Here is a 14,815-nt window from a genome sequence, read left to right on the forward strand (position 1 = left end):
TCGTTGCGAACGCGGTCGCGTCCCGGCCCGCGGATGACCGGCGCACCTACGGTTATCAGCGCGCCGAGGTGTTCGGGGCGCTGATCAACGCGGCGGTCCTGATCGTGCTCTCCGTCTGGATCGCGGGCGCGAGCGTCGGGCGCCTGATGGCGCCCGACGGTGCCGAGGTAGAGGGCGGCGTGATGCTCGTCATCGCGATCGTGGGCCTCGTCGCGAACGCCGTGGCGCTCTGGCTCCTGAGTTCGGCGCAGCGGAACAGCATCAACGTTCGCGGGGCGTACCTCGAGGTCATGGGCGATCTGTTCGGATCTGCGGCGGTGATCGTCGCCGCCATCGTGATCGTGGTGTCGGGATGGGTGCAGGCGGATGCGATCGCGTCGCTGCTGATCGCAGCGATGATCGTCCCGCGGGCGATCGGGCTGCTGCGTGAGGTGTTCTCGGTGCTGTCGGAGTCCGCGCCGCAGGGCACGCAGATCGCCGAGATCCGGGGCCATATCCTGGGCGCACCAGGCGTCGCAGACGTCCACGACGTGCACGTCTGGCAGCTGACGCGCGGTGCTCCGGTGTTCACGGCGCACGTGGTCGTGGACCCGGACGTGCTCGAACGCGGGGGAGCGGCCGAGCTGCTGGCGAGTCTGCAGTCGTGCCTGGCCGATCACTTCGACGTCGCGCACTCGACGTTCCAGATCGAACCCGCCGGTCACGCCGACCGCGACACGGCCGCCCACGCCTGACCCTGGGCGCAGCCATGCCCAGCGAACGGACGCAACATGCCGTGTCGATCCCGACGGACGCGGCATGTTGCGTCCTCTCGCGGTTGAGTGTCAGGGCTCGCGGACCACGTCGGCGGGGGTCTTGTCGGGGCGGAGGCCTCGCCAGCGGGCGTGACGCAGCGACCCGTCCCGGGTCCACTCGGCGAACTCGACCTCGGCGACGAGTTCGGGCCGCACCCAGAGCGCATCCGAGGCATCCGCCGCCGGGATTCCGACGAACGGATTGGTGTCCGTTCGCAGCGGCGATAGCGCCGCCGTGAGCCGCGCGAGGGTGGCATCGCTGAACCCGGTGCCGACACGCCCCGCGTACTCCAGCCCATCCGGACCCGGGACGCCGAGCAGCAGCGAACCGATCGATCCGCTCCGGCCACCGCGACCCGGCCGGATGGCGCCGATCACGACCTCCTGCGTCTGGGTCAATTTGACCTTGAACCAGGACTCGGTGCGGATGCCGCGGCGATACGCCGATGCGGGGTCTTTCGCCATCACCCCCTCCAGGCCGAACTCGCGAGCCGTCGCGAGGGCGGCGTCGAGGTCGTCGAAGACGGGCGGGGCAGACAAGGGGGGTCGGGCCTCCGCCACGACGCGCTCGAGCAGGGCCCGTCGTTCACGCAGGGGGAGGGCCGCAACATCCGCTCCGTCGTATTCGATGAGGTCGAACACGTAGTAGGTCACCGGGGTGCGCCGGGCCTCGGCGGCGATGTCCTGAGCCTTGACCAGATTCATGCGGGGCTGCAGCAGCGAGAAGCTGGGCCGACCGGTCTCGTCGAGCGCGACGAGCTCGCCGTCGAGCACCGCGGGCTCGGCCGGAAGTCCGAGCGACTCGGCGGTGAGTTCGGGGTAGCGCGCGGTGATGTCGGTGCCACGACGACCGATCAGCCGAAGCCTCGCACCGTCCCAGACGCCGAGTGCCCGGATGCCGTCCCACTTGAACTCGACCCACGGCTCCGCGTCCGCGCGTGCCGACCAGCGCCGGATCGCCCCGGCCGCGAGCCCGGGCGCGGAGCCCGTCGCGAGCATGGGGCTGAAGCGTTCGCCGGAGGGGATGTCGGAGCTCGGTCTCGTCTCAGAGCGCGCGTGCGCCCCGGGATTCGCCCCTGCCTCCGCATCCCCGTGCTCGTCCCGGGACGGCGGAGCTTCGTCGTCGATCTCGTCGTCCACCTCTTCGAGCGCGACGACGGGCGTCCCTTCCGACTGCTGCCCACCCGAGGAATCCGTCTTCATCCGATGCAGCAGCCAGGTCGACTTCTCACCCGCGCCGTCCGTGCGGATGAGCGCGAGGCGCACCGCACCGAGAGGGCCTCCCGGGCGCCCGAACAGCGTGAAGATGATCTCGTCGTCGCGCCACTTCTCGAGGTCGTAGCGACCGTCGTCCCAGATCGTCATCGACCCCGCGCCATACTCACCCGCGGGGATCGTGCCCTCGAAATCGAGGTACTCGATCGGGTGGTCTTCGGTCTGCACGGCCAGATTATTGCGGGCGGTTGTGGGCGGCACACCCCGCGGCACGGCCCAGCTGGCCAGCACGCCGTCGCGCTCGAGGCGCAGGTCCCAGTGCAGGCGGCTCGCGTGGTGTTCTTGGATGACGAAGCGCGGTCGGTCGCCGGATGCCTCGGAGGCGCCCAGCGCGTTGGACGGCACGGGTTCGGGGGTCTTGCCCGCCTCGCGTTTGGCGATGTAGACGGCGAGGGGCCCGTCGTCGGCGGCGCGACCACCAGCGTGGAAGCCGAGTGCGCTCAGGGGGTCGCCATCCGTTTCCACTCTCTCGAGCACCTCGGTGAAGTCGAGGTGCGCCAGGTCGGGATCCTCGAGCTCGCCCCACGTGCGAGGTGCCGCGACCATCGGGCGCAGGCGTCCGCGCAGCGAGTAGGGCGCGATCGTGGTCTTGGCGCCGTTGTTCTGGCTCCAGTCGATGAACACCTTGCCGGGGCGCGCGGCCTTGCTCATCGCGCTGACCACGAGGTCGGGATGATCCGCCTCGACCGCGCGCGCGAGCTCCTTCGCGAATGCCGAGATCTGGTCGCTCGTCTGGGCTCCATCAAGAGGCGCGTAGAGGTGGATGCCTTTGCTGCCGCTGGTGACGGGGTAGGTCTCCCACCCCATGCCGCCGAGGATCTCGCGACACCTGCGCGCGACCTCGGCGCACTCCAGGAGCCCCACGCCGGGCCCCGGGTCGAGATCGAGAACGAGGCGGTCGGGATTGCCGCGCCTGCCATCGGGCGTGAACCGCCACTGCGGAACATGCAGTTCGAGGCTCGCCACCTGCGCGAGGTACACGAGCGTCGCGACGTCCCCGACGAGCGGATAGTCCTTCGGGCCGCCCGAGTGCTCGATCGGCGTGCGCCGAACCCAGTCGGGCGCACCGGCCTCGAGGTCCTTCGCGAAGAACGAGGACTCCGGATGCTCCGCCGTGCCCACGCCGTCCGGCCACCGCTTGCGGGTCACGGGCCGTCCGGTGACGTGCGGGATCAGGAACGGCGCGATCCGCGTGTAGTACGCGATGACCTCGCCCTTGGTGGTGCCCGTTTCGGGGTACAGCACCTTGTCGAGGTTCGACACCCGCAGGCGGCGCCCCGCGACTCGCACCACCTGCTCCCCGGCCATCCGCCCAGGGTACCCGGGCACCATCGAGTTGCTCCGCTGTCGCACATCGATGCCGAGCCCGCGTCAAGGGGTCGATTTGCGACGGTGGAACGGGTTGACTGAGGGCATGAGAGCGATCTGGAAGGGTGCCGTCGCGTTCGGCCTCGTGAACGTGCCCGTCAAGGTCTATGCCGCGACCGAGGATCACGACGTTTCGCTGCACCAGGTACATGCGGCCGATGGCGGACGCATCCGGTATCAGCGCATCTGCGAGATCGACGGCGAGGTCGTGCCGTACGCGGACATCGATCGGGCGTTCGACGACGGCGAGCAGACCGTCGTGCTGACCAAGGATGACATCGCTTCGCTGCCGTCCGAGCGCAGCCGCGAGATCGAGGTCGTCGAGTTCGTGCCGTCCGAGCAGGTCGACCCGATCATGCTCGACCGCTCGTACTTTCTCGAGCCCGACTCGTCATCGCCCAAGGCATACGTGCTGCTGCGGCGGACGCTCGAACAGACCGACCGCACCGCGATCGTGCGGTTCACGCTCCGCCAGAAGACGCGACTCGCAGCGCTTCGGGTGCGGGGTGACGTCCTCGTGCTGCAGACGCTGCTGTGGGCGGACGAGGTGCGCGAGGCGGCCTTCCCGTCGCTCGATGAGCCCGTGAAGATCTCGGCCAAAGAGCTCGAACTCTCGGCCAGCCTCGTCGACAGCTTCGCCGAGGACTTCCGCCCCGACGAGTTCGTCGACGACTACCAGCGCGAACTCAAGACCCTGATCGAGGCCAAGCTCGAGCAAGGCGACACGCTCGATACGTCGGCGACGTTCGGCGAGAGCGCGGATGAGGACAAGGGTGGCGAGGTCATCGACCTGATGGATGCCCTCCGCGCGAGCGTCGAGCGGTCCCGGGCCGCGCGGGAGGGCGGTGGGGCGAAGAAGGATGCCCCGGCCAAGAAGTCCGCGGCCGGTTCGAAGTCCACCGCGAAACCTGCGGCCAAGAAGAAGGCGGCCAAGGCCTCCTGACAGACGCTCCTCGGCTTGCCCTAAGCGCCGGGACGGTGCTCGCCGTCTGAGTCGTGGTGGCCGATCTCGGGTGCCTTCTCGAACACCTCGGGCTCGAGCACGAGCTCCTGCGCCTCGACGGCATCCGTGACGACGTCTTCGCCCGCGGCGACGGCCTTCTTGGCCTTCCGGCGCTCGCTGAAGTAGTGATACACGGTGACGAGAAGCGTCCCGGCCACGGCGGCGAGCAGGATGATGTCGATGTATTCCGCAACGAAATCGCCGAGCCCGGGGATGAACCCGATGCCATAGCCGATCATCGTCAGCCCGAAGCCCCAGATCATCGCACCGATGAAGTTGTACAGCGAGTACCGGCGCCACGGCATGTGACCGACGCCTGCCGCGACCGGGGCGAAGGTGCGCACGATCGGCACAAAGCGCGCGATGATGACGGTCAACCCGCCGTACTTCTCGAAAAAGGCGTTCGTGCGCTCGACGTTCTTGCGGCTGAACAGGCCGGATTCTTTGCGCTCGAAGATCGCGGGTCCGCCCTTGTGGCCGATGTAATAGCCCACTTCGCCGCCAAGGAACGCAGCGAGGGCGATGAGCAAGGCGACCCACCACACGCTGATGCCGAATACGCCGTTCGGCGCGACATCGCTCGAGTGGGACAGTAGGCCGGCCATGATCAGCAGGGTGTCGCCCGGCAGCAGGAATCCGACCAGCAGGCCGGTCTCGGCGAAGATGATGAAGCAGACCACCAGCAGGGCCCAGGGGCCGGCGGCGGCGATCAGCGTCTCGGGATCGAGCCAGGGGATGAGGGCTGCAGGCTGCACCAGTTAGTTTCCCGTCGTTCTGGGGCGGGTCGCCGACGTCACAGAGGTGTGAAGAATCGGCCGCGTGCGGAAGGTGGGACTTGAACCCACACGCTCGAAAGCACAGGAACCTAAATCCTGCGTGTCTGCCAATTCCACCACTCCCGCGAGTTCGATCAGTCTACTGGCGAGTACGCCCGTTTCTGAGTGCTCGAAGACCTTTGCCGCTATGCATAGCACCACAATGTATAGTGCTTCGAGGGTAGGAGGTCCCGTGAACATCGACAAAGACCTGGTCGCCGCGATGGCTGCACCACTTGTTCTCGCGATTCTGAATGACGGTGAGAGCTACGGCTACGCCATTCTGAAGCGCGTTCGCGAGCTGTCGGCGGGTGAACTCGAGTGGACGGACGGGATGCTCTATCCGCTGCTGCATCGTCTCGATCGGCTCGGGCACGTCGAGGCCGAATGGGGTCTGTCGCCGGAGGGTCGCCGCCGTCGCAATTATCGGATCACGGATGCCGGACGCGCACAGCTCGTCGAGCAGCGCCGGCAGTGGGCCACCGCGACCCGAACGCTCAGCGGCATCTGGGGACTCGCCGCACCGGGCGGCCTTCCGGGCGGCATCGCCGTGGCGGGGGCCTGACATGGGTGTGCTGGATGAGGGCGTGCAGCAGTGGCGCGCTTCGCTGGCACGCGGGCGGGTGATCGATTCGGCGGACCTCGACGAGCTCGAGGAGCACTTGCGCGATCAGGCGGAGGACCTCACCGAGTCGGGGTTGAGTGAGGACGAGGCCTTCCTGATCGCGCTGAAGCGACTCGGGGCGGCGGACCGCCTGACCGCGGAGTTCGCCCGAGAGCACGGCGACCGGCTGTGGAAGCACCTGGTGCTCGCGCCCGAGGTGGAGACGGAGGGCGCGAGAGCGAAGCATCCGCTTGTCGTCATGATCGCGTTCGCCCTATTCGCTGCCGTGGCGATTCAGGTCGGCCGGATCGCGGCGGAGAGCGGCGGCGGCATGGCGTCGTGGTTCCCGCGCAACGTGAGTCTGCTCGTGCTACCGGTGCTGGCGGGGTACCTCGCGTGGACGCGCGGTGTCGCGCGAGCGCGAGTGGCCGTGCTCGGCGGGGTCGTGGCGATCCTCGCGGTCGGCGTGAACGTGTTCCCGTTCGACGACTCGTCGTCGACCGCGACCCTCGTGGCGATACATCTGCCGGTCGTGCTGTGGTTCGTCGTGGGCGCCGCGTATGTCGGAGCGGAGTGGCGGTCGAGCGCTCGGCGCATGGACTTCGTCCGGTTCACGGGCGAGTGGGTGATCTACGTCGTGTTGATCGCGCTCGGTGGCGGAGTGCTTCTCGCGCTCACCGCGTTGGTCATCGCCCCGATCGCGCCGGAATCGATCAGCGGGCTGGAGAGCTGGACGCTGCCTTCCGGTGGCGCGGCCGCGGTGATCGTCGCGGCCTGGCTCGTCGAGGCCAAGAAGAGCGTGATCGAGAACATCGCTCCGGTGCTGACGGCGATCTTCACGCCCCTGTTCGCCGCGATGCTGGTCGTAGCCGCGGCGCTATATGCCGTTGCCGGCATCGGCCGTGAATTCGACCGCGACCTGTTGACCGGATTCGACGTCCTGCTGCTCGTTGTGCTCGGCCTGGTGCTCTACGGCCTTTCAGCCCGGCCCGAATCGGCGAGAGCGGGAGTGATGGACGTCATCCGTGTCGTGGCGGTGGTGGCGGCACTGGTGCTGGATGCCTTGGTGCTCGGCTCGCTCTTCGGCCGGATAGGTGAGCTCGGACTCACTCCCAACCGTGTCGCCGCGATCGGTCTGAACGCCCTGTTGATCATCAACCTGGCAGTAACGGCCTGGCTGTCGATTCGGCTTCTGATCGGGCACGCACCCGTTTCGCGCCTCGTGCGCTGGCAGACGTCGTACCTGCCCGTGTTCGGTGTGTGGGCGGGTTTCGTCGTGCTGGTCGTGCCGGTTGTGTTCGGGTTCGCCTGACCGGCGCGTTGGCGCTGAGGGACCGGCGGGCCACAGGCCGGGACCTTCGGCACTGTGGAGCAACGCGCGGGCTCCCTAGCGTCGAGTCATGGACACGTCTCGGTTGTGGCGCATGCTGCTGTTGTTCGTCGCCGGGTTCAACGCGCTCTCGGCGGTCGGTGGCGGTATCGGGTTGATGGCCCCCGGATCGCTCGGAATGCCGGCCTGGTGGGTCGAGGACTCGGGGATGAGCTTCTTCTCGGCGGGACTGATCCTGCTCGTGATTGTCGGCGGGACGCAGTCTGTCGCGTTCGTTCTGCTGTTGTTGCGGCGTCCGTACGCGATGCTCGCGAACGCCGTCGCGGGCTTCGGCATGGTGCTCTGGATCTATATCGAGGTCGTGTTGCTGCCGGTCTATTCGATCCTGCACACGATCTACATCGGCACCGGAATCGCCCAGCTCGCCCTCACGCTGGCGTGCCTCGGCGTTCTAAAGAGCGACGCCGGCGTCGTTCCGCGTCAGCGGTACGGCGTCCGTCGCGGCTGAGCGCGTGGGGAGACTCGGGACGCGCGTCTGTGGATAAGTCCGGATGCCTCGGCGCGCATCTTGCAAGGATGCCCGAGTGTCGATCGCCCCGAGCCCTGCCGTCGCTCACCCCGCCCCGCGTCCCGATGCGGTTCCCGAAACGGCGGTTCCCGAAACGGCGGTTCCCGAAACGGCGGTGGCGGCTCGGGTGCGCGACCGGCTCCGTGTCGAGCGGATCGACCCGGCCCGCGACCCCGAGGCGGCGCATCGTTTCGCGCTCGCAGAGGTGCGTCGCCATAACGACGTGGCGCTCGCCCGCGGCCTCCCTCTGATCGAGGACGAGGCAGGCTGCGTGCGCGGTGCCTTGGCCCAGGTCACGGGGTTCGGGCTCCTTCAGCCGTACCTCGACGACACCGGAGTGGAAGAGATCTGGATCAACGCGCCGGACAGAATATTCGTCGCCAGGGCAGGTGTTTCCGAGCAGGTGCCGATCCGTTTGACCGATGAGCAGGTGCGCGACCTGGTCGAGCGGATGCTGCATCCGACCGGCCGTCGTGTCGACTTGAGCCAGCCGTTCGTCGACGCATCGCTCCCGGACGGGTCCCGCGTGCACGTCGTGATCCCGGATATCACCCGGCGCCATTGGTCGGTCAATATCCGCAAGTTCACGCCCGCGTATCGCGATCTGGATGCTCTCGTCGTTCTCGGGTCGTTGCGTCCCGGCGACGCGGACCTGCTGCGCGGTGCGGTCGCTGACGGGCGGAGCATCCTGGTCTCGGGTCCGACTCACGCCGGGAAGACGACCCTGCTCGCGGCGTTGATCGCGGCATGCCCGCCCGATCATCGAGTCGTGACCGTGGAGGAGACGTTCGAGCTGGGTGTCGATGCGCCGGACATCGTGGCGATGCAGGGACGGCAGCCGAGTCTCGAAGGCACCGGTGAGGTTTCGCTTCGGCGCCTGGTGAAAGAGGCGTTGCGGATGCGTCCCGACCGGCTGGTCGTGGGAGAGGTCCGCGATGCCGAGGCTCTCGACCTCGTGCTGGCCCTCAACACCGGCGTTCCCGGTATGGCATCTATCCACGCGAACACGGCGAAGGATGCTCTGGCCAAACTCGCCGCGCTGCCGCTTCTGGCGGGCCGAAACATCGATTCATCCTTCGTCCTGCCCGCGATCGCGGCCGGCGTTGACCTCGTGGCGCATTGCTCGCGCTCGGCCGACGGACGGCGTCGGGTGAGCGAGATCGCGGCGACGACGGGCCGAGTCGTCGGGGGAGCGGTCGAGGTAGAGCGGGTCGGGGGCGACACGTGACCTTCTGGTGGGGTGGCGTGCTGGGCGCAGGGTTGCTCCTCGTGCTCTCGCCGTGGCTCTGGCCGAGCCGGCCGTCACGAACGTCGCGCGCGGGGGCGAGTGCCGTCTCGCGGCTCCTCGAGGAAGCCGGGATGTCGCACGTGCGGCCCCGTGTGCTGGTGGCCGTGTCGCTGATGCTCGCCGCAATGGGCGCGGCCCTGGTCTGGCTTCTGCTCGGCGTGCCGATCCTGGCGATGTGTGCGGCGGCGTTCGGGGCGGCAGCGCCCGTCTTGTGGTTGCGTGCTCGGCGCACGCAGCTCATCCGATCACGGCGCGGGCTGTGGTCGGATGTCTGCGACCACCTCGTCTCGGCGGTGCGGGCAGGGATGTCCCTGCCCGACGCGGTCGCGAACCTCGCACTTTCGGCGCCGCCGCTCCTACGGCCCGCGTTCTCGTCTTTCGCACGTGACATGGCGGCGTCCGGTCACTTCGATTCCAGCGCCCTGCGATTGAAGGCAGTGCTCGCCGACCCGATCGCCGACCGTATCGTCGAGACGCTCCGGATGGCGCGGCACGTCGGCGGGACCGAACTGCCCGGCGTGCTCAGGTCACTGTCTACGGCGGTGCGGGCGGATGCGGCGCTGCGGGCCGAGGTCGAGGCGCGTCAGTCGTGGATTCGGGGCGCAGCGCTGCTCGGTGTCGTCGCGCCGTGGGTGATCCTCGCGCTGTTGTCGCTGCGGCCCGAGGGTGCCCGCGCGTACACCAGCCCCGAGGGCATCGCTCTCGTGATCACGGGTGGGCTGGCTTCCGTCCTGGCCTACCGATTGATGCTCGGCCTCGGGCGCCTGCCTGAGCCGCGAAGGTGGCTCGCATGAGCGGAATCCTGGTGGGCGCGACCCCCGTGAGTTCGATGGCGTTCGCCATCGTGCTCGGTACGGCGTTCGGATTCGGCGTGTGGCTCTTGGTCGTCCTGTTGCCGCGGTGGCGCGCGCTCCCTCTCGAGCGTCGGATCGCGCCCTACGTGCGGGAGGTGACCGATCCCCGAGGCGCCACTCCCTGGCTGGTGACGGATGCCTGGGCGCCGCCGACAGTCGGACGAGCGTTCGCGGCAGCGGGCATCCGGTTCGCGGGACTCTTCGGGAGTTCGGCGACGATCTCACGCCGGTTGGCTCAGGCGGGACGCCCTGGAGGCGTCGAGGAGTTTCGCGCGCGCCAGCTGGCGTGGGGGATCGGCGGTCTGCTGGCGGGTTCCGTCGTGCTGATCGGGGTGACCCTCGCGGGGCGGTTCACACCGTTGGCCGCGGCCGTTCCGGTGATCGCGGCGGTCGCAGGTGTCGTGCTGTGTGACGCCCTGCTGCAACGCGCCGCGAAAGCGCGACGGGCGCGGCTGCAGGAGGAACTTCCGCCCGTGCTGGAGTTCTTGGGGTTGTGCCTGGCGGCGGGCGAGAGCCTGCTCGATGCGTTACGACGCGTCGGATCGATCGGTAGCGGTGAGTTGTCGCGCGAGCTCGCCGGGGTCGTGCTGGAGACGGGCACCGGGTCGTCGCTGGGTGATTCGCTCGGGTCGCTGTCGCGGCGTCTCGAGCTGCCCGCATTCTCGCGTGCTGTGGATCAGCTCGTCGCCGCGATCGAGCGGGGCGCGCCGCTCGTTCAGGTGCTGCAGGCTCAGGCGGGTGATGGGCGCGAGGCGGCGCGGCACGAGTTGATCGAGCGCGCTGGTCGGTCCGAGATTCTGATGCTCATCCCGCTGGTCTTCTTGATCCTTCCCCTGTCCGTGATCTACGCCGTTTACCCGGGTGTTTTCATGCTGCGCCTCGGGCTCGGCTGACGCCTCAACGAAAGGACCGACATGCGCAACAGTCACCTCCGCGATCGGTAGGCGAGCGCTCTCAGCGCGCCGCGGCCTCGCGCGGCTTCCTCGGGACGACGTCGGCGATGTGCCGGGCTGGGCTGTCATCGCAACCCACGTAAAACAGCGTGCGCACGTGCGTGGGGGGAAGGCCCCGGCTCCGTGCTAGCTTGCTGGCGAGCCCGCCCAAGGCACATCTACCCGGTAAGGATGTGCCCCGCCCGCAGTCCGGAGGGGGTGGCAGCCTGTTCGAGCCAGGCCGGGTCCGGGGAACTCACGGCACTGCGGGTGCGGTCGGGGTTCCCACTTCGCGCCTGCGGAGGGCGTTGTGGGAACTGCACGGTAGTGAGGCCGGGGACGTCCCGGGATCGGCTGTCGTCGTGCTTCACCCCTGACGGACCCATTTGTCGCGACGGAGGACGCGTGGCCTGCTAGACAGGTTTTGTGAACCCGGATCGCGTGCGATGGCTTGACGGGCGATGGCTGGCGCTGGCGCGCGGCGGCCACGAGTTCGGCTACGTGTCATTCCAAGCGGTCGAATTTGGGCGTGGCTTCGTGGGGGAGCCAAACGGATGGCTCGGTCGGATCCGGAGCGCCGCGCCCGAACTGATCCTCGAAGAGACGCACTGGAATCTCGACGATCAGGGTGTGTTGCGGCTCCTCGACGGCGACGGGTGGGATCAAGTCACCGGCGATATGGATTTCTCAGATGAGCCCATCACGCCGTCGTGTGCGGATGCCACTTTGTCGACGCGATGGCTCACTGACCCTGAGATCAACGAGCTACTGCATACCCGCCACTAGTCCGAGTGGTGGCGAAAGCCTCGCGCTGCCCGGCTTTGGAGCGTCTTGTGGATAACTTTGGAGCCGTCTTCGCCCGCTCGTCCAGACTTCGTCTCATGATTCAGAAACTGAGATTTGCGTTCGGCGATTTGGCTGAGGATGAGGTCGGTGATGTACCGGGATGGGTCTTGATCACGCTCATGACCGCCGGCTTGGTGGTGCTGATCTGGGCCCTCGCGGGGCCGGCGCTCGGTCAGCTCTTCGAGCAGGCGATCGCGCGCGTTTCCGGTCTCTGACGTCTCATGGTCCGGTGTCGGCGCCGCTTCGGCGGCCTCGCGCTCGACTCGCGCGGGTCGGCGCCCGTCGAGTTCGTGCTCGTCGGTGTGGTCCTGACGGTGCTGACCCTTGCCATCGTTCAGTTCGGTGTCGCCGTGTACGTGCGGAATGTGGTGCACGACGCCGCGGTCGAAGGAGCGCACCGTGCCGCGCTCGCCGACACGACGCTCGCCGAAGGTGAGGCGCGCACGCGCGACGTCATTTCTCGCACAGTAGGTGCGGCATTCGCCGAGGACGTGTCGGCACGCGACACCGAACATCTGGGGTATCCGGCGGTGGAGGTCACGGTGCGCACCACGCTTCCGCTGATCGGCCTGATCGGCATGCCTTGGGCGCTGGAGGTGACCGCGCATGCACCAGCCGAGACCCTCGACTAGACGTGTGCGTCGCGCGACGGCTCGGGACCTGCCTGGCGATGAGCGCGGCTCGGCCCCGCTCGAGTTCATCGTCGTCGGGCTCCTCCTGCTCGTGCCCTTGGTGTATCTGATCGCTTCGCTCGGAGTGATCCAGTCGCACGCGCTGGGCGTCGAGTCGGGTGCGAGACACCTGGCCCGAGCGATAGCGATGGCGCCGGATGCGGCGGCCGCCGAGGCCCGTGCGTCCGCCATCCTGCACAGCACCGCTTCGGGGTATGGGATCGAACCAGGCGGGATCGACGTCGGCTTCGCCTGTGTTCCGGCGGGCGGCGCATGTCCGCGCGCCGGGGCGACGATGATCGTTTCGGTTGCGGCGCGGGTGCCGCTGCCGCTCGTGCCGCCTGTGCTCGGCCTGGATCACATCGCAAGCGTGCCCGTTACAGCCACGGCGGTTCACAAGGTCTCGCGGTTCTGGGGCGCCGAATGAAGCGCGGGCTGCGCAGGCCGAACGGGCCAGCGGTCAGGAAGCGTCCGGACGACGAAGGATCCGTACTGCTGCTCACCCTCGGATACGCCGTGCTGGCGATCGCGCTGATCGTCGTGGGCGCGAACGCCGCGAGCTTGTACCTCGCGCAGAAGCGCGTCGACTCGGTTGCGGATGCAGCGGCGCTCGCCGGTGCGGACGGATTCGCTCTCGTGCTGCAGGACGGCGAGCCCCGGGCCATCCTGACCGATCAGGGGGTTCGGTCGCAGGCGAGCGCGCTGGTCGACATCGCCGGTTCGGGGGTCTCACTCGTATCCGCGACGACACCGGACGGAGTCTCTGCTCGGGTGACCGTGGCGGCGACGTGGGATCCGATTCTGTTCTCGGTCTTCGTCCCGGGCGGCGTCGCGCTGGATGCCACGGCCACCAGTCGCACGGCAGTGGACTGAGCGCACGCAACGCCGCGTCGCGTACATGTGAAAGGAACCATTCGCGAGAATCGGCCGGATTGCCTCCGATCGGGCCCCGCCGACGCCGGTTTTCCTTCCAGATGTACGCGCCGAGCCGGATACGCACCGCGCGGAAGGGGCGAATTGGACGTGCGGCCGGGCTCAGCGTGTGCGGCTTCAGCGCACCCGCGGCACGAACCGGGGAACGTAGCGCGAGAAGGCGGCGGCCCCCACGAGGCCGATCACGCCGATCAGGGCCACCGCCCCGCCGATCGACCAGACCGCGGTCACACCCGAGACGAGCAGCGGGGTCGCCGCCCCGCCCGCGTCGGTGAGGGTGCGCCAGGACCCGAGGAACGGCGCGGGGTTCGACTTGGGTGCGACATCCGCTCCGAGCGTGAGCAAAATGCCGCTCGACAGGCCGTTACCCACCGCCAGGACCATCGCGAACGCCGCGAACCACATGGCCGCGTCGTCGAGGTCGTGCGTCACCGATAGGGCGAGGAATCCGCTGCCCATCAGCACCATCGACGGCAGCACGGCCCACAGACGGCCGAAGCGATCCATGATCTGGCCGCTCACATAGAACAGGGCGAAGTCGATCGCCCCCGAGATACCGACGACGAGCGCGATCGTCGAGGCGTCGAGTCCGATCGACAGACCCCACAGGGGCATGACGAGCTGGCGTGCCGAGCGGACGGACGACAGGGATGCGGCGGCCAGGCCGAGCCGCGCAAGCACACTCCGGTTCTGCCACATCGTGCGGACGACGCCTGCGCGTTCCGAGGTAGGGATCGAGCCCGTGACGGCCTCGCCCGTGTCCTCGCGGTCGACGCCTTCCGGGTCGATGGCATCGGCGGCGCTGGCATCGGCGGCCTCTGCGCCCGGCGCGGGCTGGTCCTCCACGGCACGACGGGCCGAGGCATCCGTCCCCGTGCTGCGTGCCTCTTCTGCGGCGACCCGCGTCTCGGGGTCAGGTCCGAGCAGAACGAGGAAGGCGGTGGCGACGAGGCAGATGCCGAAGAACCACAGCGCCGCGTCCTCGGTGCCGAAGATCGCCAGCAGCGCGGCGGCGATGAACGGGCCGACGAACATGCCGAGCCGGAAGGTGCCGCCGAGCAGCGAGAGGGCGCGGGCTCGGTAGGCGAGCGGCACGCGCGTGGCCATGAACGAGTGGCGCGCGAGCCCGAAGACCGCGGCGCACAGCCCGATGAGCAGAACGGATGCCATGAGCACGCCGATATTCGGTGCGAGCAGCGCACCCGCCACACCCAGCAGCGCGATGCCGAGCGCGATCGCCATCGACAGGCGCTCGCCGATGCGGGCGACAGCCCACCCGGCGGGCAGGTTTCCGACGAGTTGACCGACCACCAGAGCGGATGCAACGAGCCCGGCGACCGCGATGTCGGCGCCGAGTCGCGCGGCCAGAATGGGCAAGAGGGGCAAGACTGCACCCTCGCCCACGGCGAAGAGGACGGTGGGTCCGTAGATCATCGGGGCGAAGCGTCCGAGCACCGACGCGGTCTCGCGCCGAGAGCCGTCGCCCGGGGGAGGCGCGGGCGGGCGATGGGTCACGTGCATCCACGTTAGTCTG

The 14,815-nt window shown here is 68.6% G+C and carries 16 protein-coding genes and 1 tRNA gene; 13 read left to right on the top strand and 4 right to left on the bottom strand.

The annotated features are described in order from the left end of the window. The coding region (locus ACIQ0W_RS09950; RefSeq protein ID WP_396642651.1) for a cation diffusion facilitator family transporter at window positions 1-734 on the top strand (734 nt) is incomplete at its 5' end. 90 nt (window positions 735-824) lie between these two features. Here the strand turns inward: ACIQ0W_RS09950 and ACIQ0W_RS09955 are convergent. Next, window positions 825-3,377 carry an ATP-dependent DNA ligase gene (locus tag ACIQ0W_RS09955; protein ID WP_396642652.1) on the bottom strand — a complete coding sequence of 851 codons (2,553 nt, stop codon included), beginning with the start codon at window positions 3,375-3,377 and terminating at the stop codon, window positions 825-827. A 106-nt stretch (window positions 3,378-3,483) separates the two neighbouring features. Between ACIQ0W_RS09955 and ACIQ0W_RS09960 the strand changes: the two genes are divergently transcribed. Continuing rightward, window positions 3,484-4,380 (top strand): Ku protein, encoded by an 897-nt coding sequence (locus ACIQ0W_RS09960; RefSeq protein WP_396642654.1) that lies wholly within the window; start codon window positions 3,484-3,486, stop codon window positions 4,378-4,380. Between the two features lie 20 nt (window positions 4,381-4,400). Here ACIQ0W_RS09960 and ACIQ0W_RS09965 read toward each other — a convergent pair whose 3' ends face one another. Next, window positions 4,401-5,195: a DedA family protein gene (locus tag ACIQ0W_RS09965; RefSeq protein ID WP_396642655.1), complete on the bottom strand. Its 795-nt coding sequence runs from the start codon at window positions 5,193-5,195 to the stop codon at window positions 4,401-4,403. Between the two features lie 65 nt (window positions 5,196-5,260). Further along, window positions 5,261-5,342 (bottom strand) — tRNA-Leu (locus ACIQ0W_RS09970). 106 nt (window positions 5,343-5,448) lie between these two features. On the opposite strand from ACIQ0W_RS09970, the gene ACIQ0W_RS09975 reads away from it, so the two are divergent. The 11 genes from ACIQ0W_RS09975 to ACIQ0W_RS10025 all read left to right on the top strand — a co-directional run bounded on the left by ACIQ0W_RS09975 (window position 5,449) and on the right by ACIQ0W_RS10025 (window position 13,221). Beyond that, the gene (locus ACIQ0W_RS09975) at window positions 5,449-5,820 is read left to right on the top strand and encodes a PadR family transcriptional regulator (RefSeq protein WP_396642656.1); all 372 of its coding nucleotides are present in this window, start codon (window positions 5,449-5,451) and stop codon (window positions 5,818-5,820) included. 1 nt (window position 5,821) lies between these two features. Further along, entirely contained in the window at window positions 5,822-7,171 is a 1,350-nt protein-coding gene (locus tag ACIQ0W_RS09980) for a permease prefix domain 1-containing protein (protein ID WP_396642657.1), read from the top strand. 88 nt (window positions 7,172-7,259) lie between these two features. Next, a complete protein-coding gene (locus ACIQ0W_RS09985; protein WP_396642658.1) occupies window positions 7,260-7,697 on the top strand; it encodes a hypothetical protein in 438 nt (145 codons plus the stop codon). 175 nt (window positions 7,698-7,872) lie between these two features. After that, a complete protein-coding gene (locus ACIQ0W_RS09990; protein WP_396642741.1) occupies window positions 7,873-8,985 on the top strand; it encodes a CpaF family protein in 1,113 nt (370 codons plus the stop codon). Beyond that, window positions 8,982-9,839, top strand: a complete 858-nt coding sequence (locus ACIQ0W_RS09995) for a type II secretion system F family protein (protein WP_396642659.1) — start codon at window positions 8,982-8,984, stop codon at window positions 9,837-9,839. The genes ACIQ0W_RS09990 and ACIQ0W_RS09995 overlap by 4 nt, the downstream gene beginning before the upstream one ends. Further along, window positions 9,836-10,792: a type II secretion system F family protein gene (locus ACIQ0W_RS10000; RefSeq protein WP_396642660.1), complete on the top strand. Its 957-nt coding sequence runs from the start codon at window positions 9,836-9,838 to the stop codon at window positions 10,790-10,792. The genes ACIQ0W_RS09995 and ACIQ0W_RS10000 overlap by 4 nt, the downstream gene beginning before the upstream one ends. 465 nt (window positions 10,793-11,257) lie before the next feature. Continuing rightward, a complete protein-coding gene (locus tag ACIQ0W_RS10005) occupies window positions 11,258-11,617 on the top strand; it encodes a hypothetical protein (protein WP_396642661.1) in 360 nt (119 codons plus the stop codon). A gap of 95 nt (window positions 11,618-11,712) precedes the next feature. Beyond that, on the top strand, window positions 11,713-11,892 hold the full coding sequence (locus ACIQ0W_RS10010) for a hypothetical protein (RefSeq protein WP_396642662.1): 180 nt from the start codon (window positions 11,713-11,715) through the stop codon (window positions 11,890-11,892). Between the two features lie 6 nt (window positions 11,893-11,898). Beyond that, complete coding sequence (locus ACIQ0W_RS10015) at window positions 11,899-12,309, top strand: TadE/TadG family type IV pilus assembly protein (protein WP_396642663.1); 411 nt, start codon at window positions 11,899-11,901, stop codon at window positions 12,307-12,309. Between the two features lie 4 nt (window positions 12,310-12,313). Further along, the gene (locus ACIQ0W_RS10020) at window positions 12,314-12,775 is read left to right on the top strand and encodes a TadE family protein (RefSeq protein ID WP_396642664.1); all 462 of its coding nucleotides are present in this window, start codon (window positions 12,314-12,316) and stop codon (window positions 12,773-12,775) included. Then, entirely contained in the window at window positions 12,772-13,221 is a 450-nt protein-coding gene (locus tag ACIQ0W_RS10025) for a pilus assembly protein TadG-related protein (protein WP_396642666.1), read from the top strand. Before ACIQ0W_RS10020 ends, ACIQ0W_RS10025 begins: the two co-directional genes overlap by 4 nt. A 177-nt stretch (window positions 13,222-13,398) precedes the next feature. Here ACIQ0W_RS10025 and ACIQ0W_RS10030 read toward each other — a convergent pair whose 3' ends face one another. Then, window positions 13,399-14,802 carry an MFS transporter gene (locus tag ACIQ0W_RS10030; RefSeq protein ID WP_396642668.1) on the bottom strand — a complete coding sequence of 468 codons (1,404 nt, stop codon included), beginning with the start codon at window positions 14,800-14,802 and terminating at the stop codon, window positions 13,399-13,401. Window positions 14,803-14,815: the final 13 nt, after the last annotated feature.

The sequence above is a fragment of the Microbacterium sp. genome (genome assembly GCF_044340635.1).
Classification (GTDB): Bacteria; Actinomycetota; Actinomycetes; order Actinomycetales; family Microbacteriaceae; genus Microbacterium.